18 protein-coding genes are annotated in these 23,899 nt (G+C 68.4%); 10 read left to right on the plus strand and 8 right to left on the minus strand.

Features of this window, described 5'->3' with window-relative positions:
- The first annotated feature begins 52 nt into the window (after nucleotides 1-52).
- A complete protein-coding gene (locus tag CY652_RS00870; protein ID WP_102128786.1) occupies nucleotides 53-1,228 on the plus strand; it encodes a glycosyltransferase family 4 protein in 1,176 nt (391 codons plus the stop codon).
- Between the two features lie 253 nt (nucleotides 1,229-1,481).
- On the opposite strand, the gene CY652_RS00875 is transcribed toward CY652_RS00870, so the two are convergent.
- Nucleotides 1,482-1,862 carry a winged helix-turn-helix transcriptional regulator gene (locus CY652_RS00875; protein WP_258002130.1) on the minus strand — a complete coding sequence of 127 codons (381 nt, stop codon included), beginning with the start codon at nucleotides 1,860-1,862 and terminating at the stop codon, nucleotides 1,482-1,484.
- Between the two features lie 99 nt (nucleotides 1,863-1,961).
- On the opposite strand from CY652_RS00875, the gene CY652_RS00880 reads away from it, so the two are divergent.
- The gene (locus tag CY652_RS00880; RefSeq protein ID WP_102128788.1) at nucleotides 1,962-3,083 is read left to right on the plus strand and encodes an NADH:flavin oxidoreductase; all 1,122 of its coding nucleotides are present in this window, start codon (nucleotides 1,962-1,964) and stop codon (nucleotides 3,081-3,083) included.
- 81 nt (nucleotides 3,084-3,164) lie between these two features.
- On the opposite strand, the gene CY652_RS00885 is transcribed toward CY652_RS00880, so the two are convergent.
- The 3 genes from CY652_RS00885 to CY652_RS00895 all read right to left on the minus strand — a co-directional run bounded on the left by CY652_RS00885 (nucleotide 3,165) and on the right by CY652_RS00895 (nucleotide 6,400).
- A complete protein-coding gene (locus tag CY652_RS00885; RefSeq protein ID WP_102128789.1) occupies nucleotides 3,165-4,130 on the minus strand; it encodes an NAD-dependent epimerase/dehydratase family protein in 966 nt (321 codons plus the stop codon).
- Nucleotides 4,117-5,160, minus strand: coding sequence for a GDP-mannose 4,6-dehydratase (gmd, locus tag CY652_RS00890; protein WP_102128790.1), 1,044 nt, complete (start codon nucleotides 5,158-5,160; stop codon nucleotides 4,117-4,119). Before gmd ends, CY652_RS00885 begins: the two co-directional genes overlap by 14 nt.
- 148 nt (nucleotides 5,161-5,308) lie before the next feature.
- Complete coding sequence (locus tag CY652_RS00895) at nucleotides 5,309-6,400, minus strand: acyltransferase family protein (RefSeq protein WP_102128791.1); 1,092 nt, start codon at nucleotides 6,398-6,400, stop codon at nucleotides 5,309-5,311.
- Nucleotides 6,401-6,855: 455 nt separating this feature from the next.
- On the opposite strand from CY652_RS00895, the gene CY652_RS00900 reads away from it, so the two are divergent.
- From CY652_RS00900 to CY652_RS00910, 3 genes are read left to right on the plus strand one after another with little or no spacing between them, the layout of a single operon-like run.
- Nucleotides 6,856-9,102: a hypothetical protein gene (locus CY652_RS00900; RefSeq protein WP_374703619.1), complete on the plus strand. Its 2,247-nt coding sequence runs from the start codon at nucleotides 6,856-6,858 to the stop codon at nucleotides 9,100-9,102.
- Nucleotides 9,103-9,159: 57 nt separating this feature from the next.
- Complete coding sequence (locus tag CY652_RS00905; RefSeq protein ID WP_102128792.1) at nucleotides 9,160-10,626, plus strand: flippase; 1,467 nt, start codon at nucleotides 9,160-9,162, stop codon at nucleotides 10,624-10,626.
- Nucleotides 10,623-13,229: a glycosyltransferase family 4 protein gene (locus CY652_RS00910; RefSeq protein WP_102128793.1), complete on the plus strand. Its 2,607-nt coding sequence runs from the start codon at nucleotides 10,623-10,625 to the stop codon at nucleotides 13,227-13,229. Before CY652_RS00905 ends, CY652_RS00910 begins: the two co-directional genes overlap by 4 nt.
- 249 nt (nucleotides 13,230-13,478) lie before the next feature.
- Here the strand turns inward: CY652_RS00910 and CY652_RS00915 are convergent, their stop codons facing one another.
- Entirely contained in the window at nucleotides 13,479-14,642 is a 1,164-nt protein-coding gene (locus CY652_RS00915; protein ID WP_102128794.1) for an acyltransferase family protein, read from the minus strand.
- 266 nt (nucleotides 14,643-14,908) lie between these two features.
- Between CY652_RS00915 and CY652_RS24325 the strand changes: the two genes are divergently transcribed.
- From CY652_RS24325 to CY652_RS00930, 4 genes are all read left to right on the plus strand, one after another.
- Nucleotides 14,909-15,052, plus strand: a complete 144-nt coding sequence (locus tag CY652_RS24325) for a hypothetical protein (protein WP_180970361.1) — start codon at nucleotides 14,909-14,911, stop codon at nucleotides 15,050-15,052.
- A 250-nt stretch (nucleotides 15,053-15,302) separates the two neighbouring features.
- Nucleotides 15,303-16,196 carry a UTP--glucose-1-phosphate uridylyltransferase GalU gene (gene galU, locus CY652_RS00920; RefSeq protein ID WP_102128795.1) on the plus strand — a complete coding sequence of 298 codons (894 nt, stop codon included), beginning with the start codon at nucleotides 15,303-15,305 and terminating at the stop codon, nucleotides 16,194-16,196.
- A 187-nt stretch (nucleotides 16,197-16,383) separates the two neighbouring features.
- On the plus strand, nucleotides 16,384-18,033 hold the full coding sequence (locus tag CY652_RS00925; RefSeq protein WP_102128796.1) for a S53 family peptidase: 1,650 nt from the start codon (nucleotides 16,384-16,386) through the stop codon (nucleotides 18,031-18,033).
- A gap of 157 nt (nucleotides 18,034-18,190) precedes the next feature.
- Nucleotides 18,191-19,843 carry a S10 family peptidase gene (locus CY652_RS00930; RefSeq protein WP_258002131.1) on the plus strand — a complete coding sequence of 551 codons (1,653 nt, stop codon included), beginning with the start codon at nucleotides 18,191-18,193 and terminating at the stop codon, nucleotides 19,841-19,843.
- Between the two features lie 61 nt (nucleotides 19,844-19,904).
- Here CY652_RS00930 and CY652_RS00935 read toward each other — a convergent pair whose 3' ends face one another.
- Complete coding sequence (locus tag CY652_RS00935; RefSeq protein WP_102128797.1) at nucleotides 19,905-20,498, minus strand: nucleoside 2-deoxyribosyltransferase; 594 nt, start codon at nucleotides 20,496-20,498, stop codon at nucleotides 19,905-19,907.
- 497 nt (nucleotides 20,499-20,995) lie between these two features.
- Here CY652_RS00935 and CY652_RS00940 point away from each other — a divergent pair, with 497 nt between their 5' ends.
- Nucleotides 20,996-22,306 (plus strand): MFS transporter, encoded by a 1,311-nt coding sequence (locus CY652_RS00940; protein ID WP_102128798.1) that lies wholly within the window; start codon nucleotides 20,996-20,998, stop codon nucleotides 22,304-22,306.
- A 111-nt stretch (nucleotides 22,307-22,417) separates the two neighbouring features.
- On the opposite strand, the gene CY652_RS00945 is transcribed toward CY652_RS00940, so the two are convergent.
- Complete coding sequence (locus CY652_RS00945) at nucleotides 22,418-22,723, minus strand: hypothetical protein (protein WP_102128799.1); 306 nt, start codon at nucleotides 22,721-22,723, stop codon at nucleotides 22,418-22,420.
- 3 nt (nucleotides 22,724-22,726) lie between these two features.
- Nucleotides 22,727-23,875 carry an AbrB family transcriptional regulator gene (locus CY652_RS00950; RefSeq protein WP_102128800.1) on the minus strand — a complete coding sequence of 383 codons (1,149 nt, stop codon included), beginning with the start codon at nucleotides 23,873-23,875 and terminating at the stop codon, nucleotides 22,727-22,729.
- Nucleotides 23,876-23,899 lie beyond the last annotated feature (24 nt).

A 23,899-nucleotide genomic window follows, 5' to 3' on the forward strand; every position in this document is an offset into this window, starting at 1 on the left:
CGTTTCTCAACGCGGGACGCATACCGGCTTTCCGTAAAACCAAGGACACGCGATGACCACACGAACCCAATCCATCCGGTCGCTACAAATCGGCATGCACTGGTTTCCCGAACGCGCGGGCGGGCTCGACCGCATGTATTACTCGCTCGTGGGCGCGCTGCCCGGCGCCGGCGTGCAGGTGCGCGGCGTCGTGGCCGGTTCGCCGCAGGTCGCGCGCGACAGCGGCGGCGCGATCCATGGTTTCGGCCCGGCCTCGCGTGCGCTGCCGTGGCGGCTCATCGCCGCGCGCCATGCGCTGCGGCGCGAGATCGAGCGCCAGCGGCCCGACGTGATCTCGTCGCACTTCGCGCTCTACACGTTTCCGGGGCTCGACGTGACGCGCGGCATTCCGCAGGTCTCGCATTTCCAGGGGCCGTGGGCCGACGAAAGCCTCGTCGAGGGCGCGGCGACGCTGAGCCAGCGCCTCAAGCACTACCTCGAACAGACCGTGTACGAGCGCTCCTCGCGGCTCATCGTGCTCTCGGCGGCGTTCGGGCAGATCCTGACGCGGCGCTACGGCATCGACCCCGAGCGCGTGCGCGTGGTGCCCGGCTGCGTGGACGTCGCGCAGTTCGACGTGCCCGGCACGCGCGCCGACGCGCGCCTGAAGCTGCAACTGCCGCAGGGCCGGCCGATCGTGCTGGCGGTGCGCCGGCTCGTGCGGCGCATGGGGCTCGAGGATCTCATCGACGCCGTGAAGCTGCTCAAGCCGAAGCATGGCGACGTGCTGCTGCTGATCGCGGGGCGCGGGCGGCTCGAAGGCGAACTGCAGCAGCGCATCGCCGACGCGGGGCTCGAGGACAACGTGAAGCTGCTCGGCTTCGTGCCCGACGCGCAACTGGCCTCGCTGTACCGCGCCGCGACGCTCAGCGTCGTGCCGACCGTCGCGCTCGAAGGCTTCGGGCTCATCACGGCCGAATCGCTCGCGGCCGGCACGCCGGTGCTCGTCACGCCGGTGGGCGGATTGCCCGAGGCCGTGGCCGGGCTCTCGCCGGACCTCGTGCTGCCCTCGACGGGCGCGGCGGCCATTGCCGACGGCATCGGCTCGGCGCTTTCGGGCCGGCTCAGGTTGCCCGACGCCGCCGCGTGCCGCGACTACGCGCGCAGCCATTTCGACAATTCAGTGATCGCGCGGCGCGTCGCGGCGGTGTACGGCGAAGCGATCGAGACGGCGAACGCCGTGCATTGAACTGGAACGGCGCAAAGACAGGCGCCGGCCGCGTGCTGTTGCATCGGGTCTGGTGCTGCCATAACGCCGGCCGTCAATGAAACGGGCGCGGAGGACGGCGGCGGCGAGCCCGGAAGGGGCAGGGCGAATGCCGGGTCGCCGCGTAAATCGCATGGGCGTCGCCCACGCGCCGCCCCCGCACCGGTCATCGCCGATGGTGCGTCTTGCGATGTCGCCCGAACGGGGGCGGCCACGGCGCGATGTCCGGATTGCGTCAGCGACTCTTCGCGCGCTTGTCGAACTGGGCCTGTGCCCGCTCGACTTCGGCAAGGTGCGCCTGTGTCCACGCGTGGAGCGCCTGGCAGGGACGATTGAGCGTTCGCCCAAGCGGCGTGATTTCGTACTCGACCGAAATGGGCGACTCGGCGATGACCCGCCTTTCCAGAATCCCGTTCCGCTCCAGTCGACGCAGGGTTTGCGTCAGCGCTTTCTGCGTAACGCCTTCGATGCGGCGCTTGATCGCGTTGAAGCGCAGCGGCCCGTCGCACAGCGACGCGAGGATCAGCACGGACCATTTGTCCGCTATCTGATCGAGCAGCAACCGGCTCGGGCAATCGGCTGCGGACAACACCTTTTCTTTCCGGCATTCGGACACGGCGGTTTCCTCGATGCTACCTGGTTTCATCGCGGTGCCTCATTGACACCTGGTATACGTTATATACCATGACAAGCCCCGAACCACGAGGTCAAGCCAATGACGCGCGCTCAAGTCGAAGTCCTGTTCAGGCCGTTCCAACTGAAGAACCTGCAACTGAAGAACCGGATCGTGATGGCGCCGATGACGCGTTCTTTCTCGCCGGAAGGGATCCCCGGCGAAAACGTCGCCGAGTACTACCGGCGCCGCGCCGAAGCCGGCGTCGGGTTGATCGTCTCGGAAGGCACCGTCGTCGATCGGCCCGCTTCGCGCAATGATCCGGGCATTCCGTTCTTCCATGGCGACGCAGCCCTCGCCGGCTGGAAGAAGGTCGTCGATAGCGTGCACGAGGCGGGCGGAAAAATGGCGCCGCAGATCTGGCACGTCGGCTCGGTTGCCAGTCCCTTCACCGAATGGACGCCCGCGGCGTCCGTCGAGAGCCCTTCGGGTCTCGCGGCCCCCGGTCAACCGCGGGGCAACGCGATGAGCGACGCGGACATCGCGGACACGATCGCAGCCTATGGAAAGGCCGCGGCGGACGCCCGACGGCTGGGGTTCGATACGGTGGAGATTCACGGCGCTCACGGCTATCTGATCGACCAGTTCTTCTGGGCCGCCACCAACCTGCGCCAGGACGGATACGGCGGCGCCACGATCCGGGAACGCTCGCGTTTCGCGGTGGAGGTCGTCAAGGCCGTGCGCGCCGCCGTGGGCCCCGACCTGCCCGTGATCCTGCGCCTGAGCCAGTGGAAGCAACAGGACTATGCCGCGCGGCTCGCGCAGACCCCCGACGAGATGGCGCAGTGGCTCGTCCCGCTCGTCGAGGCGGGCGCCGACGTTCTGCATTGCTCGCAGCGGCGCTTCTGGGAGGCGGAGTTTCCGCAGATCGATGGCGACGGGGGGCTCAACTTCGCGGGTTGGGCGAAGAAGTTGACGGGGGCCGCCACCATCAGCGTGGGTTCGGTCGGACTGTCGGGAGACTTTCTCGGCACCTTCGGCGGCGAGCGTTCGACGCCTGCCGGACTGGCCAATCTGATCGAACGGATGGAGCGCGACGAGTTCGATCTGATCGCGGTCGGCCGGGCCATTCTCAGCGATCCGCAATGGGTCGCGAAGATCCGGGAAGGCGATCACCAGAGTCTGCAGGATTTCGATCCAGCCGCGCTCGGCACGCTTGTCTGAGCGGGTAGCGAGCCGCCGTCGTCGGCTCCAGCCTCATGGACGCGATGTTGGCGGAGCCTGACGAGAGGAGGGGCCGGGCGCTCAGCGCCCGGCCTGCCGGCAGGCGTCCTCGTACATCCAGCGCAGCGTGTCTTCGAGCGGAATCGGCTGGCGTTCGCCGACGATGCCGCGCAGCTTCGCGTCCGAGCCGACGAGCCGGCGCACCTCGTTCGCCCGCACGAAGCGCGGGTCGGTCCGCACGTCGATGGCATAGCCCGCGATGCGCGCGAGCGCGTCGAGCACGCCATGCAGCGTCCAGCCGCGGCCCGAGCAGACATTGACGGTCGCGCCGACGGCGGGCGCCGCCTCGACGAGGCGCGCGTAGGCGTCGACCACGTCGCGCACGTCGGAGAAGTCGCGGCTGACGTCGGTGTTGCCGAGCGAAATGGTTTTTTCGCGGCGCGCGTAATGGCCGACGATCTTCGGCAGCAGGAAGTCGGCGCTCTGCCCGACGCCCGTGTAGTTGAACGGCCGGGCGACGACGAGGGGCAGGCGCCGCGCCCAGAGGCGCGCGGCCGCTTCCATCGCGAGCTTGCTCGCCGCGTAGTCGTTGGCGGGCTGCGGCGCGACGTGCTCGTCGATCACGCCTTCGGTCGCGTTGCCGTAGACGTTCGCGCTGCTCGCGAGCAGCACCGCGCGCGGCGGCGCGTCGAGCGCCGCCAGCGCGGCAAGCAGATGGCGCGTACCGACAACGTTGACGAGGTAGGTCTGCGCGACGTCGCCGTTCGTCACCTGGGCGATGCCGGCGAGATGCACGACGACGTCGGGCCGGATGGCCGCGGCGGCTTCGGCGAGCGCGCGCGCGTCGAGCAGGTCGGCCTCGACGACGCGCGCGCCGGCGATGTCCCCGGGCAGCGCCGCCGCGCCGTCGGCGCGCGGCTGCACCGTGCCCCAGACGCGGTAGCCGCGCGCACGCAGCCGCTCCGCCATGTAGCGGCCCGTGAAGCCGTTCAGGCCGGTGACGAGCGCGCGCGGCGCCGTCGTCGCGTCGTCGTCAGAACGTGTCATGGCGCTCGTTGCGCGTGAGGTCGGCGTTGACCATCATCTGGCAGAGCTGCTCGAGCGTGGTCTGCGGCTGCCAGCCGAGCTTCGTGCGGGCCTTGTGCGCGCTGCCGATCAACAGGTCCACCTCGGCCGGGCGGTAGTAGCGCGGGTTCACGCGCACGAGCACCTTGCCGGTCGCGACGTCGACGCCCGTCTCGCGCTCGGCGCGGCCCGACCATTCGAGCTGATAGCCGGCCGCCGTGAACGCCATGCGCACGAAGTCGCGCACGGTCTCGGTGCGGCCCGTGGCGAGCACGTAGGTGTCGGGCTCGTCGGCCTGCAGCATGCGCCACATGCCCTCGACGTACTCGGGCGCGAAGCCCCAGTCGCGTTTCGCGTCGAGGTTGCCGAGCTCGAGCGCGGGCAGCTTGCCGAGGCGGATCTTCGCCGCGGAGTCGGTGATCTTGCGCGTGACGAATTCGCGGCCGCGCAGCGGCGACTCGTGGTTGAACAGGATGCCGCTCGTCGCGAACATGTCGTAGGACTCGCGGTAGTTGATGGTGCTCCAGTGCGCGAACAGCTTGGCGATGCCGTAGGGGCTGCGCGGGTAGAACGGCGTTTCCTCGTCTTGCGGCACGGCCTGCACCTTGCCGAACATCTCGGAGGTGGAGGCTTGGTAGAAGCGGATGCGCGGATTGACGACGCGAATCGCCTCGAGCAGGTTCAGCACGCCGATGCCGGTTACCTCGGCCGTCGTGACGGGCTGGTCGAACGAGACGCCGACGAAGCTCTGCGCCGCGAGGTTGTAGATTTCCAGCGCTCCGGCGCGCTCGACGAGACGTATCGTCGAGCCGGCGTCGGTCAGGTCGTGCTCGACGAGGTCGAGCGCCGGATGCTGGAGGATGCCGAGCTCGCTCATGCGCCAGAAGTTGACGGAGCTGGTGCGCCGGTAGGTGCCGGTCACGCGGTAGCCCTTGTCGAGCAGGAGTTTGCTCAGGTACGCGCCGTCCTGGCCCGATACGCCCGTGATGATTGCCTTGCGTTGCTCGTTCATGGAATGTGCCTTTTGGGTTTTGGATGAATGAGGCTCAGGCCGCGTCTCCGGGCGCGGCCGGACCGGAGGGCCGGGTGCATGGCCTTCGAGCATGGCCTTGAGCGCGGCCCCCTCGAGCGGGCGGCGTGCGAGCCCGCCGCCCCTCGTCTCACGAGCGCGTGCCCGACGATGCGGGGGCGACGCCGGCTTGCGGTTGCGCGCGGCGCACGCCCGGGCCGCGCGTGAGGCGCTTCTCGAACAGCCACCAGCTCGCGCTGGCGTATGCGATCGTGATGGCGAGCGCGAGCGCGGCGCTCACGTAGCGGTTCTGGTGGAGCGGCCACACCGCGTAGAGCACGGTCAGGTGAATGAGGTAGATCGTGTAGCTGATCGTGCCGAGGTAGACGAGCACCGGATGGCTGAGCACGCGGCGCACGATGCCTTTTGACAGCAGCGCGTAGACGACGGCCGAGGTGCAGAGTACGAGCGAGATGCTGTAGAGCAGGGCGTTCGAGAGCGGCGTGTTCTCGGCGCGAAAGCGCGGATTGTGCAGATGGAGCCAGGCGAGCACGACGAGCGCCGCGAGGAAGAGCACGGCCGCGAGCCCCTTGTACGGGTCGAGCGCGTTGCGGTCGCGGCGCAGGGCGACCGCGAGCAGCGCGCCGGCCGCGAGCAGGTCCATGCGGAACGGCGTGAGGTAGTAGATCGGCCAGAACGAATCGAACCACGGCGTCGCGACGGCGCGCAGCACGGGCGTGACGAGGACGAGCGCGGCCGCCACCCAGGCGAGCGTGCGCGTCGGGACGAGGAGCACGACGAACGGCCAGAAAATGTAGAACTGCTCTTCCACCGCGAGCGACCACAGCACCTTGAGGCTGTCGTGGCCGCTCTGGTTGAGCGCGTCGCCGATGTTGGTCGCGAAGAACGCGTACCAGGGCCAGTAGTGCGCCCAGCCGAGCCCGAACAGTAGCGAGGAGACGGCGAGCAGCAGCAGGTACGGCGGCAGGATGCGGCGCACGCGGCGCGCGTAGAAGTAGCTGAAGTAGGACTGCCCGCGCGCCTTGCGCTCCATGAGGATGCCGGTGATGAGGAACCCGCTCAGCACGAAGAACAGGTCGACGCCCATCCACAGCGGCGCGCGCAGCGCGTGCTGCGCGAATACCGAGAGCACGGCGACCGCGCGCAGGCCGTCGAGCTGGGCGATGCGGTGGGCGTGGTCGGGCGTTCTGACGGGGCCGATCGTGGAGCCAGTCGCGTTCATGAGTGATCCGTAAGTTCGGGCACGCTGTGCGCGCTGCAGATTGCCGGACGGACGGCGCGCGTGACGCCGCCATGAACGACTCATTCTAGAAAAGATTTAATGAACAAAAACGGAAAGATAATGCGATGCCCGGAATGAATCGGAATATAAAACCGGCGAATTGGAAAGCGGAATGAAGGTTCCGGTTATTTCTCCCGGATCGCGTGCCGGGTCGGCTCCGGTGCCGTGCGTAACCGCACGTTTATCCCGGTTTTTCATGACGATATGAGGTACGGAGCGTAAGCGAAAGTATGCGAAATCGGCATTAATCGCCGCGTCCGGTTCAGTCGCATTTTCATCGGTCCAGCAGCGAATTTTTTTGAATTATTTTCGTTTTTTGGGGCGGAATTTCTTGCCGCGATGTGCGGCATGATCAAGGGATCGAACGAGCTATTCCGGAGGGGGTGCCTTTGCTGCTGCCGAGCTTCGATCATCGCCTGCGCCGCCCGCTGGCCCTTTCGCTGCTGTGCGCCGTCATCTGCACGTCGTCGGTGCAGGGCATCGCGGCGCCGCAGTTGAACGTGACGACCTCCTGGATCGGCAACACCTACGGCAACGGCCAGGGGACGTGGACGCAGATCAACATCACGGCCGTCGCGGTCACGCCGGACGGCAAGGTGTTCACGGATGCGCCCTGGGACGAAAGCGGCGCCGAGATCAGCCTCTACCAGAACGGCAAGGTGTTCGGCTTCGCGGGCGGCACGCACGGCTGGGGCCAGGCCGGCGGCAACGCGGTCGCGGTCAATCGGCGCTATCTGTATGCGGCCGTCGCGGTCGGCAACGAGAAGGGGCATCTGATCGGGCCCGGCATCTGGCCGGCGAGCGGGAAAGAGTGGTACGGCGTGACGCGCCGGCCGATCAACGACCTGAAGCACGGCGCGCCGTTCCGGCCGCCGCCCGATCCGCTGAACCCGCACGCGCAACTGGCGGGCGCGTTCCTGCGGATCAACGAGGTGCCGGTCGGCACGGTGGCCGACGTGGAGGGCCTGGCGGCCTCGGATACGACGCTCTACGTGAGCAACACGACGATGAACCGGATCGAGGTGTATGACGCGACGTCGATGCAGCGCAAGGCGCAGTGGAGCGTCCACGAGCCGGGCAAGCTCGCGCTCGCGTCCGACGGCACGCTCTGGGCGCTGCGCGACACGCTGAGCCCGCACGACGGCAACCCGGCGCCCGACGGCACGCCGGGCGCCGTGCCGACGCTCGCGCACTACGCGGCCGACGGCCATCCGCTCGACGACGCGCCCGCGCTGCCGGCCGGCACGGTGGCCGTCGACATCGCCCTCGATCCGTCGGGCCGCCTGCTCGTCGCCGACAACGGTCCGCGCCAGCAGATTCTCGTCTACGCGAAGCACGGCGGCCGCTATGCGCCGGGCGGGACGATCGGCGTGCGCGGCGGCATTTTCGCGGGGCCGCCCGACGAGCAGGGCCGGCCCGGTCCCGGCCGCTTCAACGGCCTGACCGCCATCGGATGCGATGCGCGCGGCAACGTCTATGTGGCGACCAACGGCATCGGCCCGAAGCACGCGACCATCGGCGCGGGCCTCGGCGCGACGCTCGAGAGCTACGCGCCCTCGGGTGCGCGGCTCTGGCAGGTGCAGGGCCTGCTGTTCGTCGATGGCGCATGGATGGACCCGGCGCGGCCCAACAGCGTCTACACGGGCAACAAGCGCTTCACGATCGACCTCTCGAAGCCGCCGGGGCAAGACTGGACCTACGCCGGCTTCCTCTCGAACCGCTTCCGCTATCCGGACGACCCGGTGTTCCACACCGACCAGTGGCCGGGCCTGCCGACCGCGCGCGAATTGCAGGGGCACACGTTCCTGTACCTGACCGACATGTACGCGGACCATCTGAAGATTTACCGCTTCGATCCGCAGCATGATGGCGAGACCGCGATTCCGTCGGGCTTCATCGCGGGCCGCGACGAGCCGGTCGCGCACGTGCCGAACGCGCCGCCGGGCGGCGACTGGATCTGGCGCGACGGGAACGGCAACGGCCGCCTCGACGCCGACGAGTTCACGATGAATCCCGGCCCGGAAAAACTCGCCGGCGGCTGGGGCTGGTGGGTCGACACGCGCGGCGACATCTGGCGCGCGCACAACGACGAGATCGTGCGCTTCCACTTCGGCGGGATCGACGCGAAGGGCAACCCGATCTACGACTACTCGGCCATCGAGACGTACCCGGCGCCCGCGCCGTTCATCGAGGTGCACCGCGCGATCTACGAGCCCGACACCGACACGCTCTACGTGACGGGCTACACGGCCGACGCGCCGCACGACCCCGGCTTCACGAAGGAGGCGGGCCGCGTGCTGGTGCGCTACGACCACTGGTCGGGGGGCAAGCCGCAGCAGCGCTATCTGGTGCGCCTGCCGTGGGACCCGCACGGCAGGCCGCCCGCCACGCCCGCGGGGCTGACGGTCGAAGGGCAGTACCTGTTCGTCGTCGAGCCCACGGGCACCGTGGTCGTCTACGACAAGAACAGCGGGAAGGAAATCGGCACGTTCGGTCCCGGCCCCGAGGTGGGACGCACCTCGGGCTGGGTGGACGTGCCCTTCGGCATCAGCGCGCACCGGATGGCCGACGGCGAGTACCTCGTCTTCGTCGAGGAAGACGCGCGCGGCAAGGTGCTGATGTACCGCTGGAAACCGGCGTGAGCCGCAACCGGAACGCCGCGCGCCGCGCCGCGTTCCGTCAACCGGGATGACCGACCGATGGACAAGGGCATCATCAGAAACGTCGCGATCAATCTGTGCGGCCTCGTGCTGCCGACTTTCGTGTCGCTCGTCACCGTGCCGTCGTACATTCGCCTGCTCGGCGTCGAACGCTACGGCGTGATCGCGCTCGTGTGGACGCTGATCGGCTATTTCAGCGTGCTCGACCTCGGCATGAGCATGGCCGCGCAGAACCACATCTCGAAGGCGCACGCGTCGCAGGACCGCGAGGCCTGCGCGCGCGTGTTCTGGAGCGCGTTCTGGCTGAACCTGACGACGGGCGCCGTGGGCGGTCTGCTGATCTGGCTCGGCGGCGCCTATTACACGGCGTACTTCACGCACGTCTCGCCGGAGCTGAGGCTCGAGGTGTATCGTGCGCTGCCCTGGCTCGCGCTCGCCATTCCGATCGCCAACGTCTCGTGGGTGTTCGCGGGCGCGATCAACGGCGCGGAGCGCTTCGCCGCCTACAACACCAACCAGACCATCGGCACGTTCCTGTTCCAGTTGCTGCCGCTCGGCGCCGCCTGGGCCATCGCGCCGAATTTGCAGACGGTGCTCGCGGCCGCCGTGCTGGCGCGCTTCATCGCTGCCGTGCTGCTCGCGCGCTCCGCGCTGCGCGTGCTCGACATCGAGGGCCTGCGCGCGCCGCGCCTCGACACGACGAAGGCGCTGTTCGGTTACGGCGGCTGGGTGCTGATTACGAGCATCACCGGCATGGTGGCCGATTCGCTCGACCGCATGATGCTCGGCGCCGGGCTCGGCGCGCGTTTCGTGACCTACTACACCGTGCCGCAGAACCTCGTGACGCGCCTGAACATGGTGCCCAACGCGCTCGTGCGCACGCTGTTTCCGCGCCTGTCGGCGTCGCGGCGCGAGCATGCCGACGAGATCACGGTGCAGTCGCTGCAGTTCCTGAACAGCGCGTTCACGCCCGTCGCGATCGGCGCGATCGTCGTGCTCGGGCCGTTCCTGCACGCGTGGGTCGGCCCCGAGATCGCCGATCGCGGCGCGGGCGTGGGGCGGCTGCTGATCGTCTCGGTCTGGCTCGTCGGCCAGGCGAGCGTGACGCGCATCCTGATCCAGGCGCAGAACAACCCGGCCGCGACGGCGCGCGTCGGGCTCATCGAGCTGCCCATTTTCGCGGGGCTGCTCTGGTTCGGCATCGGGCATTTCGGCCTGATGGGCGCGGCGAGCGCCGTGCTGCTGCGCGCTTTCTTCGACTACGTCGTGCTGCTTTACCTCTCGCGCATCCATTACCGGCTGATTCTGCTCGACATGCTTGCGCACCTCGCCTTTCTCGGCGCGGCGCTCGCGATCGCGTGGCTGCTGGCGGGGCCGTTCTACGCCATCGGCGCGGGCGTCGTGCTGGCCGCGGCCAACGCCGCCTGGTCGATCGCGTCCACGCCGGCGCTGCGCGGCTTCGCGCGCTCGCTCCTCTTCAGACTGAACGCGAGGAAGAACGCATGAGCCACGAACTCCTGCCCGAAGCCGCGGCGCCGGCCGAACGCACCGCCTTGCCGGGCGCGTCAGCCGACCTGGCCGAAGCCTGGCGCGAACGCGCGCCGCGCGAGCCGGCGGCCGAGGACGTTCGGGACGATCTTCGGGACGATCACGACGTCGAGGCGGCCAGGCGTGCGCAAGCCGGGCCGGCCGCGCCGGCCGGACACGCATTGCGCGTGCCGCGCGTGGCCGTCGTGCACGACTGGCTCGTCACCTATGCGGGCGCCGAGCGCGTGCTCGAGCAGATCATCGCGTGCTTTCCCGACGCGGACCTTTTCGCGCTCGTCGATTTCGTCGAGGACCGCGCGTTCCTGCGCGGCAAGCGGGCGACCACGTCGTTCATCCAGCGGCTGCCCGCCGCGCGCCGCCGCTACCGCGCCTACCTGCCGCTGATGCCGCTCGCCATCGAGCAGCTCGACCTGTCCGGCTACGACATCGTGATTTCGAGCAGCCACGCCGTGGCGAAGGGCGTGCTGACGGGCCCGGACCAGGTCCACCTGAGCTACGTGCATTCGCCGATCCGCTATGCGTGGGACCTCCAGCACCAGTACCTTAGGGAGTCGAAGCTCACGCACGGGCCGAAGTCCATGCTCGCGCGGCTGATTCTCCATTACATCCGCAACTGGGACGTGCGGACCGCGAATTCGGTCGACCAGTTCATCGCCAATTCGGCCTTCATCGCGCGGCGCATCCGCAAGGTCTACCAGCGCGACGCGGCGATCGTGTTTCCGCCCGTGGACATCGACGGGTTCGCGCTGCAGACGCAGAAGGAGGACTTCTATCTGACCGCCTCGCGGCTCGTGCCGTACAAGAAGATCGACCTGATCGTCGAGGCGTTCGCGCGCACGCCGTCGCGCCGGCTCGTCGTGATCGGCGACGGGCCCGACATGGAGAAGGTTCGCGCGAAGGCGGCGCCCAACGTCGAGATCATGGGCTACCAGGCGTTCTCCGTGCTGCGCGACCGGATGCGCCGCGCGAAGGCCTTCGTGTTCGCGGCCGAGGAGGACTTCGGCATCTCGGTGGTCGAGGCCCAGGCGTGCGGCACGCCCGTTATCGCCTACGGCAAGGGCGGCGCGCTCGAAACCGTGCGCGACGAGACGCAGGCGCGGCCCACGGGCTTGTTCTTCCGCGAGCAGAGCGTCGAGTCGATGCTCGCGGCCATCGACGCGTTCGAGCGCGACCCGGGCCGGTTTCGCCCCGAGGATTGCCGCGCCAACGCGGAGCGCTTTTCGGTAGCGAGCTTTCGCGAGCGCTTTCTCGCGCAGGTCAGGCAGGCCGTGCCGGCCGGCTGGGTGATCGGGCCGCCGGCCGATGGGGATTTTGCGGCGACGGCGCCCGGCGCAGGAGCCTTGCCGGGCGCTGCCGGCATGGCGCGAAAGACGGGCGCGTCGCCCGCCGCCGGCACGCTGCGCGTGCTGGCGATGGACCAGAGCGGCGTGCTCGGCGGCGCCGAGCTTTCGCTGCTCGAAGTGGTCAAGCGGCTGCATGCCCATGTCGAGGTCGTGCTGTTCGACGACGGGCCGTTTCGCGCGGCGCTCGACGAGGCCGGCGTGCAGGTGGACGTGCTGACGTCGCAGGCGTTGCGCAACGTGCGCCGCGACAGCGGCGCGTTCGCCGCCGGCGCGCTGGCGGCCGCCGCCGGCCTCGTGCGCCGCACGCGCGCGCGCGCGCTTGACGCGGACGTCGTCTACGCGAATACGCAGCGCGCCATGGTGATCGGCGTGCTGGCCGGCAGGCTCGCGGGCAAGCCCGTGGTCTGGCATCTGCGCGACATCGTGAGCCCCGAGCATTTCGGCCGCGCGCAGCGCGCCATCATCAAGTGGTGCGCGAAGCTCGGTCTCGCGCACGTCATCGCGAACTCGCAGGCCTCGGCCGACGCGTTCCTGCAACTGACCCGCTTCGACACGCGGCGCATCGACGTCGTGCTCAACGGCGTGGACGACGCGCCGTTCGCGGCGCTGCGCGACGTCTCGCAGGGCGAATTGCGCGCGCGGATCGGTCTGCCCGCCGACGCGTTCCTCGTCGGCGCGTTCAGTCGTCTCGCGCACTGGAAGGGCCAGCACGTGCTGCTGGAGGCGCTGCTGCTCGAGCCGCGGGCGCATGCCGTTTTCGTCGGCGCGGCGCTGTTCGGCGAGGATGCCTACGAGGCGCGGCTGCGCGCGTTCGTGGCTGGAAACGGGCTCGCGGAGCGCGTGCATTTTCTCGGTTTTCGCCGCGACATCGCGGCTTGCATGCGTGCCGTGGACGTGGTCGCGCATACGTCGATCACGCCGGAGCCGTTCGGGCGCGTCGTGGTCGAAGGCATGCTCGCGCAGCGGCCTGTCGTGGCCTCGCGCGACGGCGGCGTCATGGAGATCGTCTCGCACGGCGTGAACGGCCTGCTCTGCGCACCGGGTAACGCCGCGGAACTCGCGGCGACGCTCGCGTCGCTGCGCGGCGACCCCGCGCTGCGCGAGCGGCTCGGCGCCGACGGCCTCGAAACGGCGCGGCAGCGCTTCGGCACGCAACGCTATGTCGACGGCGTCGAGCGGGTGTTGCGCGAAGTGGCGGGGCGCAAGCCGGCGGCGTGAACGGCGGGGAGCGAAGGGCTTCGCGATGTAAGTCATTGCGTACCCTTCGTTGCCGTCTACCTTCCCGGGCGTATCTCGACCGGCTTGCCGAATCGTCCGTTCTCTTTCCGGCGGTCGTTCCGCGTCTCTATCGCTTTCCGGCGGTTTCCCAGCGGTTTTCCGTGGGGTTTTCCGGCGCGGGCCGCCCGACTGCCTGACGACTGTCGGAGATTGCCCGCATCCGGCGCGGGCACGGGCCGTGCGCCGTCGTTACGACGCCAGCCGCCGCTTGAGCCGTGCGGAGAAATTCTGGGACGGTTGCTCGACGAAGCGGTAGAGCAGCCACGCCCAGGGCAGCACGAACAGCATGAAGCCGAACGACGGCCAGATCGAGGTCTGCAGCGTCGAGCGGAACAGCAGCGAGGCGAGCAGCACGAAGATCGGCAGGTGGATGAGGTACAGCGAGTAGCTGAACTGGCCGATCTTCGAGAATAGCTGGATGAGCGGCCCGTTGACGGTATGGCGCCGCTGCAGCGCCACGACGAGGTAGCACGCGAAGCCGCTCGCCCACAACTGGAACGCGCCGTACTGGCCGAACCGGTAGGCCGCGCAGCCGGCCGCCGTGAAGAGCGCGGCCGCGAGATAGCCGTGGCGCTGGCGCCAGCGCGGCGTATCGCGCAGCCGGATTTCGGCGATCCAGGCGCCGAGCATCCACGAGAACCAGTACGAGGTGAAGAACAGCACTTCGTGCAGTTGCAGCGTCAAGGCCGAGACGACGTTGACGAGCGCGACGGCCGCCAGCACGGCGGACAGGCCGAAGCGACGACGCAGCGCGAAGAGCAGCGGATAGACCACGTAGAACTGCACTTCGAGCGAGAGCGTCCAGAGCGCGCCGTTCGATCCGTAGGGGCTGCCGGCCACGCCCTGCAGGGAAAACAGGTTGACGAGGAATGCCTGCGGGCCGATGTCGAGAATCTTGTGGCTGGCGGGATGCAGCGAGAGACTGATCGAATCGAGCGCGAGCGTGACGAACAGCGCGACGATCAGCACCGGATAAATCCGCACGAAGCGGCGCAGCCAGAACTGGCCCGCATTGAGCCGGTAATCGGGATTCGCGATGAGCCGTGCCGCGCCGCTGCGGTGGATGCAGTAGCCGCTCAGGACGAAAAAGATCGGCACGCCCGCGGAGCCCCACGCAATGGGTAGGGTCAGGTACGCGACGATCGAGCCCGGGTTGAGCGCCAGGCCGACGCTCCGGTGGAAGGCCTCCATGCCGACCCAGGTGACCTGGCGGCAGTGAAAATAGGCGACGAGCAACGCCGCGAAGCCGCGCATCGCGTCGACGAGTCGATCGCTCGTGACCTCGGCCAGGGGCCGGGCAAGCGCGGCGGGGCGGGCGGCCGGAAGGCCGGCGTTGATGACGGGGTCGCTCATGCGGAAAAAGGCAGTCGGGCAGGAAGATCAGAGTTGGAGTGGGGCGGTCGGCGGTGCATGCACGCCACGACACATGAAACGATCATAGGGGCGGTAAAGGGGAAAAATAAGCGAAAGTTTTACAAAAATATTCAGAGGTTGATTGCTGGATGAAAGGTACTTTACTTTATGCCGATAAATAATTTCCGGCACCGGAATCGCATTTATTTGCCTAATTGTTTGTGCTAGTTTGATTGCTGCCCGCTTACGATTGTTGGGGGAATTCGATGAACCTGCATTTGCTTGCCGGCGTTGCCGTGTTGTTAATTCTCGCTGCTGTGTCGGCTTATCGGGAGGCGCTGCGCAACGAGCCGATCCACCGTTTCCGCACGCGCTCCGGCGAGTTGCCGCCGCTCGACGAGTTCGAGTAGACTTCGATTCAATATATTCCGTACTCCTGTGCTCGCCGTCGGAAATTTATTCCGCGTGCCGTATCGGTCACGCAATAATTTCCAGTAATGGCGCGCAGGACGTGTCGAATTTATTTTCGTTTCCCGGCGGATATTAAGGGAAACCGGAAATATCGGACGATTCAAGATAAAAATGACTGGACCGGAAGTCTTGGGGACGCCGGCTTGCCTTGTCGCGACGCCGAAAATTCAATGATCTGGGACTGAAATCATGCTGAAAGTAACCAAGGCCGTGTTTCCCGTAGCCGGGCTCGGCACGCGCTTCCTTCCCGCCACCAAGGCGAGCCCGAAGGAGATGCTGCCGATCGTCGACAAGCCGCTGATCCAGTACGCGGTGGAAGAGGCGATCGCGGCGGGCATCACCGAGATGATCTTCGTGACCGGGCGCAGCAAGCGCGCGATCGAAGACCATTTCGACAAGTCCTACGAGATCGAGGCCGAGCTGGAGGCGCGCCACAAGGACAAGCTGCTCGAGCTCGTGCGCGGCATCAAGCCGAGCCACGTCGACTGTTTCTACGTGCGCCAGGCCGAGGCGCTGGGCCTCGGCCACGCGGTGCTCTGCGCCGAGAAGCTGGTCGGCGACAGCCCGTTCGCCGTGATTCTCGCCGACGACCTGCTCTACAGTCCGACGCCGGTGATGAAGCAGCTCGTGAACGTCTTCAACCACTATCACAGCTCGGTGATCGGCGTGGAGACGATCCGGCGCGAGAATACCGCCTCGTATGGCGTCGTGGACGGCCGCGAGTGGGAGGAGGACGTGTTCAAGCTCTCGGGCATCGTCGAGAAGCCCGCGCCCGAGAGCGCGCCGTCGAACCTCGGCGTGGTCGGCCGCTACGTGCTGATGCCGACCATCTTCGACCACCTGCGCTCGCTCAAGCCGGGCTCGGGCGGCGAGTTGCAGTTGACCGACGCGGTGCAGTCGATGCTCGGCGAGGAGCAGGTGCTCGCGTACCGCTACATGGGCACGCGTTTCGACTGCGGCAGCAAGCTCGGCTACCTGAAGGCGACCGTCGAATTCGCGCTGCGCCATCCGGAAGTGAAGGACGAGTTCGAAGAATATCTGCACGAATACCTGCCGATGATGAGCACGGCGGCGGCAGCCTGAATGTGACCTGAGCGCGACCGGAGCAACCTGCGAGGCCCGTTTTTTGCGGCGGGTTCGATTCCCGCGTGGACCGGTCGCTCAGGCCTTGAGATGCTTCGCGCATCCATCGCATGGCTGGCGGAACCCGGCGAACGCGCATCGGTCCGACGGACGTCGGACAGCGTTGTTTCAGCGAGGAGCCCCGGTCATGACGAGACATCCGGTAAGAGGCAGTGAAGTTTCAGCGCCCGCAGGCGCGCGCCACGTCGGCGCCTGCGATCCGTCCGAGCGCTTCGAGGTCGTGCTGTTGCTGCGCCGTCAGGCGCAGCCCGACTTCCGCGATCTGGTCGACAGGCTGGCGGCCGGCGACGCCGCGGTCGCGCCCGTGACGCGCGAAGCCTACGGGCAGCGTTTCGGCGCTTCGGCCGCCGACGTGCAACGCGTGACCCGCTTCGCCGAGGCGCACGGCCTGAGCGTCTCGCATGCCGATCCGGTCGCGCGCCGCGTCGTGCTGTCGGGTACGGTCCGGCACTACAACGAGGCGTTCGGCGTCGATCTGCAGCATTTCGAGCATCAGGCCGGCACGATCAAGTCCCGCTTTCGTCAGCCCGCGGGGCCGGTCCATCTGCCCGACGACGTTCACGAAGTCGTCGTCGCCGTGCTCGGGCTCGACAACCGCGCGAAAGCGCGGCCGCACTTTCGCCTCGGCGCGTCGCCGGGCAGCCGCTCCGCTCCCGCGTCTTCTTCGTCTTCCGCCGATGCCGCGATCCGGCCGCCGATTCGCGCCGCGCGCCTCATCGCGGAGTCGTCGTTCACGCCGCTGCAGGTCGCGACGTTCTACGACTTTCCGGCCGGCGACGGCGCGGGCCAGTGCATCGGGCTGATCGAACTCGGCGGCGGCTACGAGGCCGCGGATCTGGCGGCGTATTTCGAGTCGCTCGGCGTGCCCCAGCCCCGGGTCGAGGCCGTCTCCGTCGACGGCGCTTCCAACACGCCCAGCGGCGACCCGGGCGGACCGGACGGCGAGGTGACGCTCGACGTCGAGATCGTCGGCGCGCTCGCGCCGGCCGCGCTGATCGCCGTCTATTTCACGCCCAACACCGAGGCCGGGTTCGTCGACGCGCTGAGCGCGGCGCTGCACGATACGACGCGTCGGCCCTCGGTCGTCTCGATCAGTTGGGGCGCGCCCGAATCGACGTGGTCGGAGCAGACGCTGAACGCGCTCAACGACACGCTGCAAACCGCCGTCGCGCTCGGCGTCACGGTTTGCGTGGCGTCGGGCGACAGCGGCTCGTCGGACGGCGTCGGCGACGGCGCCGATCACGTGGATTTCCCGGCGTCGAGCCCTTATGCGCTCGGCTGCGGCGGCACGCACCTCAGCGCCTCGGGCGGGCGGATCGCGAGCGAGACCGTCTGGGGCGAAGCGGCCGAGGGCGACGACGGCGCGAGCGGCGGCGGCGTCAGCACGGTGTTCGCGTTGCCCGCCTGGCAGAACGGGCTCGCGGTCGCGCGTAGCGGCGGCGGCACGCAACCGCTGACCAAACGCGGCGTGCCCGACGTGGCCGGCGATGCCGATCCGGCGAGCGGCTACGCCGTGCGCATCGACGGCACCGACACCGTGGTCGGCGGCACGAGCGCGGTCGCGCCGCTCTGGGCCGCGCTGATCGCGCGGATCAACGCGGCGCGCGGCAAGCCGGTCGGCTTCGTCAACGCGGTGCTGTATCAGCAGCAGGGCGCGTTCAACGACATCACGAGCGGCAGCAACGGCGACTTCGACGCCGCGCCGGGCTGGGACGCCTGCACGGGGCTCGGCTCGCCCGACGGCGCGCGCGTGGCGGCGGCGCTGGGCGGCGGGTAGCCTCGCCCGTTGCCGGACGCCGGGCGTGCGCGGCGCAGTGGGCGCGCACGCCCGGCGTCGGGTTGAAGGCGCTGGCAAGCGGGCAGCAATCGGACAGCGAATGCGCGCCATGTCGGCGCGACGTCGACACGACACCGGCACGATGCAGGGAGGCCAGATGAACGAGGATGTCCAGTCCGCAAACGGCCGGGCCGATGGCGGTCACGGGCCTCGCGGCGCCGAAGCCGACCAGCCGTTTTCCGATCCGCTCGCCTACGGCAACGGTCCCGACGATTCGGTCAGCGACACGTCCGAGAACGCGGCGATCACGCATCACGCCCTGCGCATCGGCGGCGAGACGATCGACTACACGGCGACGGCCGGGCATCTCGTCACCGTCGATTCGGAGAGCTCGCAGCCGAACGCGAAGATGTTCTACGTCGCGTTCACGAAGGACGGCGCGCGCGCGTCGCTGCGGCCGGTCACGTTCTTCTACAACGGCGGGCCGGGCTCCTCGTCGGTGTTCGTGCTGCTCGGCTCGTTCGCGCCGAAGCGCATCCGCACCGCGATGCCGGGTTTCACCCCGCCCGCGCCCTATACGCTCGAGGACAATCCCGACAGCCTGCTCGACCGGAGCGACCTCGTGTTCGTCAACCCGGTCGGCACGGGCTATTCGGCGGCGATCGCGCCGCATCGCAATCGCGACTTCTGGGGCGTCGATCAGGACGCGGATTCGCTCAAGCAGTTCGTCAAGCGCTACCTGAGCGCGAACGACCGCTGGAATTCGCCGAAATTTCTCTACGGCGAGTCGTACGGCACCGCGCGTAGCTGCGTGCTTGCGTACCGGTTGCACGAGGACGGCGTGGACCTGAACGGCCTCACGCTGCAATCGTCGATTCTGGACTACACGCAAAGCGGCAACCCCGTGGGCGCGCTGCCGAGCGCGGCGGCGGACGCCTGGTATCATGGCCGCGTCGGCGTGACGCCGCGGCCCGCCGGCCTGCACGCGTTCGTCGAGACGGTCGCGCAGTTCTCGCGCACGCAGTACGCGGCCGCACTCGCGCAATTTCCCGATGCGCAAAGCCCGACCGTGACGGCCGCGCTCGCGCCGCTCGCGCAATACACGGGCATCGACGCGCAGACGCTCACTGCCTGGAAGCTCGACGTCGCCGCCTACGACAGCCGCGGCAACTCGCTGTTCCTCACGACGCTGCTGAAGGACAAGGGCGTGGCGCTCGGCGCCTACGACGGGCGCGTAACGGCCATTGACACGGGCATCGCGGGGCAGATCGATCCGAACGCCGGCGGCAACGACCCGACGATGACGGCCGTGAGCGGCGCCTACACGGTGATGTGGAACAGCTACCTGAACGAGGGGCTGAAGTTTCGCTCGACGTCGTCGTTCACCGACCTGAACGATCAGGCGTTCCAGAACTGGGATTTCGGCCATATCGATCCGACCGGCGCGCAGAAGGGCGTCGATGCGCAGGGCAACGTGGTGCTTTACACGGCGGGCGACCTCGCCGCCGCGATGGCGCTCAATCCCGACCTGCGCGTGCTCTCGGCCAACGGCTATTACGACTTCGTGACGCCGTTCTACCAGACCATCGTCGACTTGCAGAAAATGCCGCTCGCGGACCAGAAGGTGCGCAACAACCTGAGCGCGCGCTTCTATCCGTCGGGACACATGGTCTATCTCGACGCCGCCTCGCGCACGGCGCTCAAGCACGATCTCGCCGCGCTATACGACAAGGCGGTGGCGGATGGGCACGCGCTCGCGCGCATCCGCGCGCTGCAGCAGACGCGGGCGGCGCCTGCGCCGCGGCATTGACCGGAAAGCGGGAGACGGACCGGAGCGACGCGACGTGTTTAGCTACCGCCCGTCGTTGCCGTCATTGCCCGGCCCGGGCCGGCGATGCTCCGTCGCGCCAGTCCGCGGCGATCGCCGCGAGGCAGGCTTGGGCATCGCCGCGGACGATGCGGGCCGAGCACGCGATCATGAGATTCTTCGACAACCCGAAATCCTCGACGAGAAAACCGCGCGCGCAGATTCGGCCGCCGGCGTGCGGCGCGGACGGGACGCGTTCGAGCAGCGTGCCCGCATCGGTCGTGTAGGCCCAGAGCGCCTTGCCGAGCGCGGCCGCGTAGCCGATTTCGAACGCGGTGCCCGAGTCGGGCTCGCCGGGTCCGCGAAAGTCGTCGACGTTCGCCATGACGATGTCGGACGCGCGCAGCGCCTCCACGTTCGCGCGATAGATCCAGGCGGCCTTGCCCGGACCGTCGAGCGCATCGGGCACGGCCGCGTCGAGCGGATAGACGCCTTCGAATCCGGCCGCCTCGCACCATGCCTGCAACTGGCGTCCGCGTGCGATCGCATCGGGCCGGAACACGTCGAAGCCGGCCAGATAGATGCGCGGGCGCGGGCCGCCGGGTCTTCCGCTGGGCCGTTCGCCGCGTCGTCCATTTTCGCCGTGTTTTGCCGTCATGGTTCCCGCTTTCCTTTTCGCCTTCCTTTCCGTTCCATTTCCGTTCTATTTCCCGCTTCCGCACCGTGCTGACGGACCGGTTACGTCGATTGACAACGATCGCCGCAGCAAAGTAGTATGCGCCCGTTTTATCCTTGCATTGATACCCGGCAGGTCCGGTATAGTCAGGGGGCCAGGCCGCTCGACGGCGGGCAGGCCCCGAATCCGGGCCGTCGTCATCCACGCGTCGCGTTCCCAGGCCCGGCTCCGTTTGCCGGCCGCACGGAACGCACGACAAAACGCACAAAACGTACGAAAGGGCCGGCGGCGAGATTTCCTCCGTCGCGCGTCCGGGTCGAAAGTCCGCAGCCTGGTTGCGCAACGTCGTCCCGGTCTGCTCCCGAATCGAACGCACGCGGCGCACCGCTTCGTGCCGCGCCGTCCATGCGCGTGAAGGACGGGATTGATCATCGACATCCGGTTGCCGGAGCAACCGCAGAACGAAACATGTGGAGACCATGAATACGATCGCCAATAGCCAGGCTACCCGGGCCGACCTCCAGTCAATTGAAACGAAGGCCTATTCGAAGGCGACCCGTCGCCTCCTGCCCTTCCTTTTCCTCTGCTACGTCGCGGCCTATCTCGACCGCGTGAACGTCGGTTTCGCGAAGCTGCAGATGCTGGGTGACCTGCATTTCAGCGAGACGGTCTACGGCCTCGGCGCGGGCATCTTCTTCATCGGCTACTTTTTCTTCGAGGTGCCGAGCAACATCCTGATGCACCGCGTCGGTGCGCGCATCTGGATCACGCGGATCATGCTGACGTGGGCCGTCGTATCGGCCGCGTCGCTCTTCGTCAGAACGCCGACCATGTTCTACGTCGCGCGCTTTCTGCTCGGCGTCGCCGAGGCGGGCTTCTTCCCCGGCATCGTGCTCTACCTGAACTACTGGTTCCCGGCCGCGCGGCGCAGCCGCATGAACGCGCTCTTCATGATCGGCATTCCGATCGCGGGCGTGCTGGGCGGACCGCTCTCGGGCTGGATCATCGCCTCGTTCAACGGCCTCGCCGGCTGGGCGAGCTGGCAGTGGCTCTTCGTCATCGAGGCGATTCCGTCGGCCGTGCTGGGCGTGATCACGCTGTTCTACCTGCCCAACAGCATTCGCGGCGCGAACTGGCTCACCGAGGCCGAAAAGGACGCGCTCGAGCGCAACATCGAGCAGGACGGCGCGGGCAAGACGCATGCGTCGATCGCCTCGGTCTTCTCGAACGGCCGCGTCTGGCTCATGTGCGTGATCTACTTCTGCTGCATGATGGGCCTCTACGGCATCAGCTTCTATCTGCCGACGCTCATCAAGGCGAGCGGGGTCCAGAGCGCGCTGAACGTCGGGCTGCTCACCGCGGTGCCGTACGCGTGCGCCGTCGTGAGCATGCTGGCCGTCGCGCGCAGCGCGGACCGCACCGGCGAGCGCCGCTGGCACTTCGCCATTGCCTCGGGCGCGGCGGCGCTGGGCCTCTACTTCAGCACCGTGTTCGGCGCGAACGTGCCGCTCGCGATGGTGGCGCTCTCGGTCGGCACGGCCGGCATGCTGGCCACCATGCCGGTGTTCTGGACTTACCCGAGCGCGATCCTCGCGGGCGGCTCGGCCGCCGCCGCGATCGGCCTCATCAATTCCGTCGGCAATCTCGCGGGCTTCGTGAGCCCGTCGATCATCGGCTGGATGAAGGACGTGACCCAGAGCACCAACGCGGGCATGTATTTCGTGGCCGCGGCGATGGCGATCGGTGCCGTGCTGGCCCTGCTGCAGCCGAAGCGTCTCGTGAACGGTTAAGCGGCGCGCGAAGCGAGCGAGCATGAAAAAGAGCCGGCCGCCCCGCGAGGGGCGGCCGGCTCTTTCGTTTCGGGGCCTGCCGTGAAGGCCCGCTTTTCCCGTCTCTCGGAATCAGTCCCGCTCGCGGCGCACCTTGCCGAAATGCAGCGCGAGATGCAGGCCGATCGCTGCGGCGCCCGCGAGCACGGCGATCCAGTCCGCGTTGAGTCCGATCGTCACCGGATGGTGCGCGAGCAGCGCGAGCCCCACGACGAGATTGCCGAAGCCCCACACGAAGTTGACGAGCGGCGACGAATCGCCGACGCCGCGCGGCTTCGCGAACGGCGTGGGGAACGGCTGGCCCTGCAGCCCGCTGGCGAGGTGCGGAAGGCAGTTGCACAGCAACATGCCCGAGAAGATCAATCCGATGTAGTGCATGAGTCAGTCACCTGGAGTGGAGGAAGCGTGGGGCGAGTCCGCGCGGGCCGCGGCGCCCGACTTTTCGCGGCGCATGGCGTGGCGGGCCAGAAAGCGCGAGACGGCCGGCCCGATCAGCAGCACGGCGATGAGCCGCACCATCTGCATGGCCATGACGAACGGCACGTCGACGTGCGTGGACGCCGCGATGATCGCGACCGAATCCGCGCCGCCGGGGCTCGTGGCGAGATAGGCCGTGAGCGGGTCGACGCCAGCCGCCACGACGAGCAGCGCGGCGAGCGCGCAGCACGCGAGGATCAGCCCGGTCGTGCAGGCGACGATGCGCGGCAGGGCGCGGGCCGCATGGAGCAGCAGCGCGCGCGTGAAGCTCAGGCCGATGCGCCAGCCGATCAGCGCGTAGGCGACGGCGAGCAGCCAGCGCGGCAACTCGAGCGTAAGCCAGCCGTGATGCTCGAGCACGAGGCCGGCGACGAGCGGCACGAAGAGCGGGCCGACGCTCACGCGCAGCAGCCGGCCGACGAACGCGCCGCCGAATGCGAGCACGAGCGTGAGCGCGAACGGCAGCGCCGGCACGGCCGCGAACCAGGGTGCCTGCTGGAGCGCGTGGTGTCCGTCCGCGCCGACGAAACGCGCGACGACCGACGCGATGGCCGCGACCATCAGCACGCGCAGATACTGCATGACGGCGACCATGCGCGCGTCCGCCCCGTACGACTCGGCCAGCAGCGTCATGATGGTGGCGGCGCCCGGGCTCATGCCCCAGAGCGCGGTCGTGCCGGGCAGGACGCGCAGCCGCGTGAGCAGCCAGCCGAGCAGGCTGCTCAGGGCGATGACCGACACCACGCCCACGGCGAACAGCACCGCGTGGCTGCCGATCTGGCCGGCGATGCCGACGGGCAGCATCTTCGCGATCAGGCAGCCGATGACGCCCTGCACGGGGAGGGACGTCCAGCGCGGCAGGCCGAGCCGGGCGCCGCTCGCGCTGACCGCGACGCCGGCCAGCAGCGGACCGAGCAGCAGCGCGGCCGGCAGGCCGGCGAGGGTGAGCAGCGCCGTGAGCGCGGCGGAGAGCACGAGGAGCGCGAACCATTGCGTAGGCGTCGTTCGTGCGCCGAGCCAGCCGGGCGGTGGAGATGAGGCGGGCGACGTCATGGCACGGTGCGCCGGGCGGCGGTT

Source organism: Burkholderia sp. WAC0059, from assembly GCF_002870125.1.
Taxonomy (GTDB): Bacteria; Pseudomonadota; Gammaproteobacteria; order Burkholderiales; family Burkholderiaceae; genus Paraburkholderia.

Bases quoted from the DNA above. Each gene is read 5' to 3' on its own strand.
- CY652_RS00870 (WP_102128786.1), top strand. From the start codon at position 53: ATGACCACACGAACCCAATCCATCCGGTCGCTACAAATCGGCATGCAC.
- CY652_RS00880 (WP_102128788.1), top strand. From the start codon at position 1,962: ATGACGCGCGCTCAAGTCGAAGTCCTGTTCAGGCCGTTCCAACTGAAG.
- CY652_RS00885 (WP_102128789.1), bottom strand. From the start codon at position 4,130: ATGACACGTTCTGACGACGACGCGACGACGGCGCCGCGCGCGCTCGTC.
- gmd (WP_102128790.1), bottom strand. From the start codon at position 5,160: ATGAACGAGCAACGCAAGGCAATCATCACGGGCGTATCGGGCCAGGAC.
- CY652_RS00895 (WP_102128791.1), bottom strand. From the start codon at position 6,400: ATGAACGCGACTGGCTCCACGATCGGCCCCGTCAGAACGCCCGACCAC.
- CY652_RS00905 (WP_102128792.1), top strand. From the start codon at position 9,160: ATGGACAAGGGCATCATCAGAAACGTCGCGATCAATCTGTGCGGCCTC.
- CY652_RS00910 (WP_102128793.1), top strand. From the start codon at position 10,623: ATGAGCCACGAACTCCTGCCCGAAGCCGCGGCGCCGGCCGAACGCACC.
- CY652_RS00915 (WP_102128794.1), bottom strand. From the start codon at position 14,642: ATGAGCGACCCCGTCATCAACGCCGGCCTTCCGGCCGCCCGCCCCGCC.
- CY652_RS24325 (WP_180970361.1), top strand. From the start codon at position 14,909: ATGAACCTGCATTTGCTTGCCGGCGTTGCCGTGTTGTTAATTCTCGCT.
- galU (WP_102128795.1), top strand. From the start codon at position 15,303: ATGCTGAAAGTAACCAAGGCCGTGTTTCCCGTAGCCGGGCTCGGCACG.
- CY652_RS00925 (WP_102128796.1), top strand. From the start codon at position 16,384: ATGACGAGACATCCGGTAAGAGGCAGTGAAGTTTCAGCGCCCGCAGGC.
- CY652_RS00930 (WP_258002131.1), top strand. From the start codon at position 18,191: ATGAACGAGGATGTCCAGTCCGCAAACGGCCGGGCCGATGGCGGTCAC.
- CY652_RS00935 (WP_102128797.1), bottom strand. From the start codon at position 20,498: ATGACGGCAAAACACGGCGAAAATGGACGACGCGGCGAACGGCCCAGC.
- CY652_RS00940 (WP_102128798.1), top strand. From the start codon at position 20,996: ATGAATACGATCGCCAATAGCCAGGCTACCCGGGCCGACCTCCAGTCA.
- CY652_RS00945 (WP_102128799.1), bottom strand. From the start codon at position 22,723: ATGCACTACATCGGATTGATCTTCTCGGGCATGTTGCTGTGCAACTGC.
- CY652_RS00950 (WP_102128800.1), bottom strand. From the start codon at position 23,875: ATGACGTCGCCCGCCTCATCTCCACCGCCCGGCTGGCTCGGCGCACGA.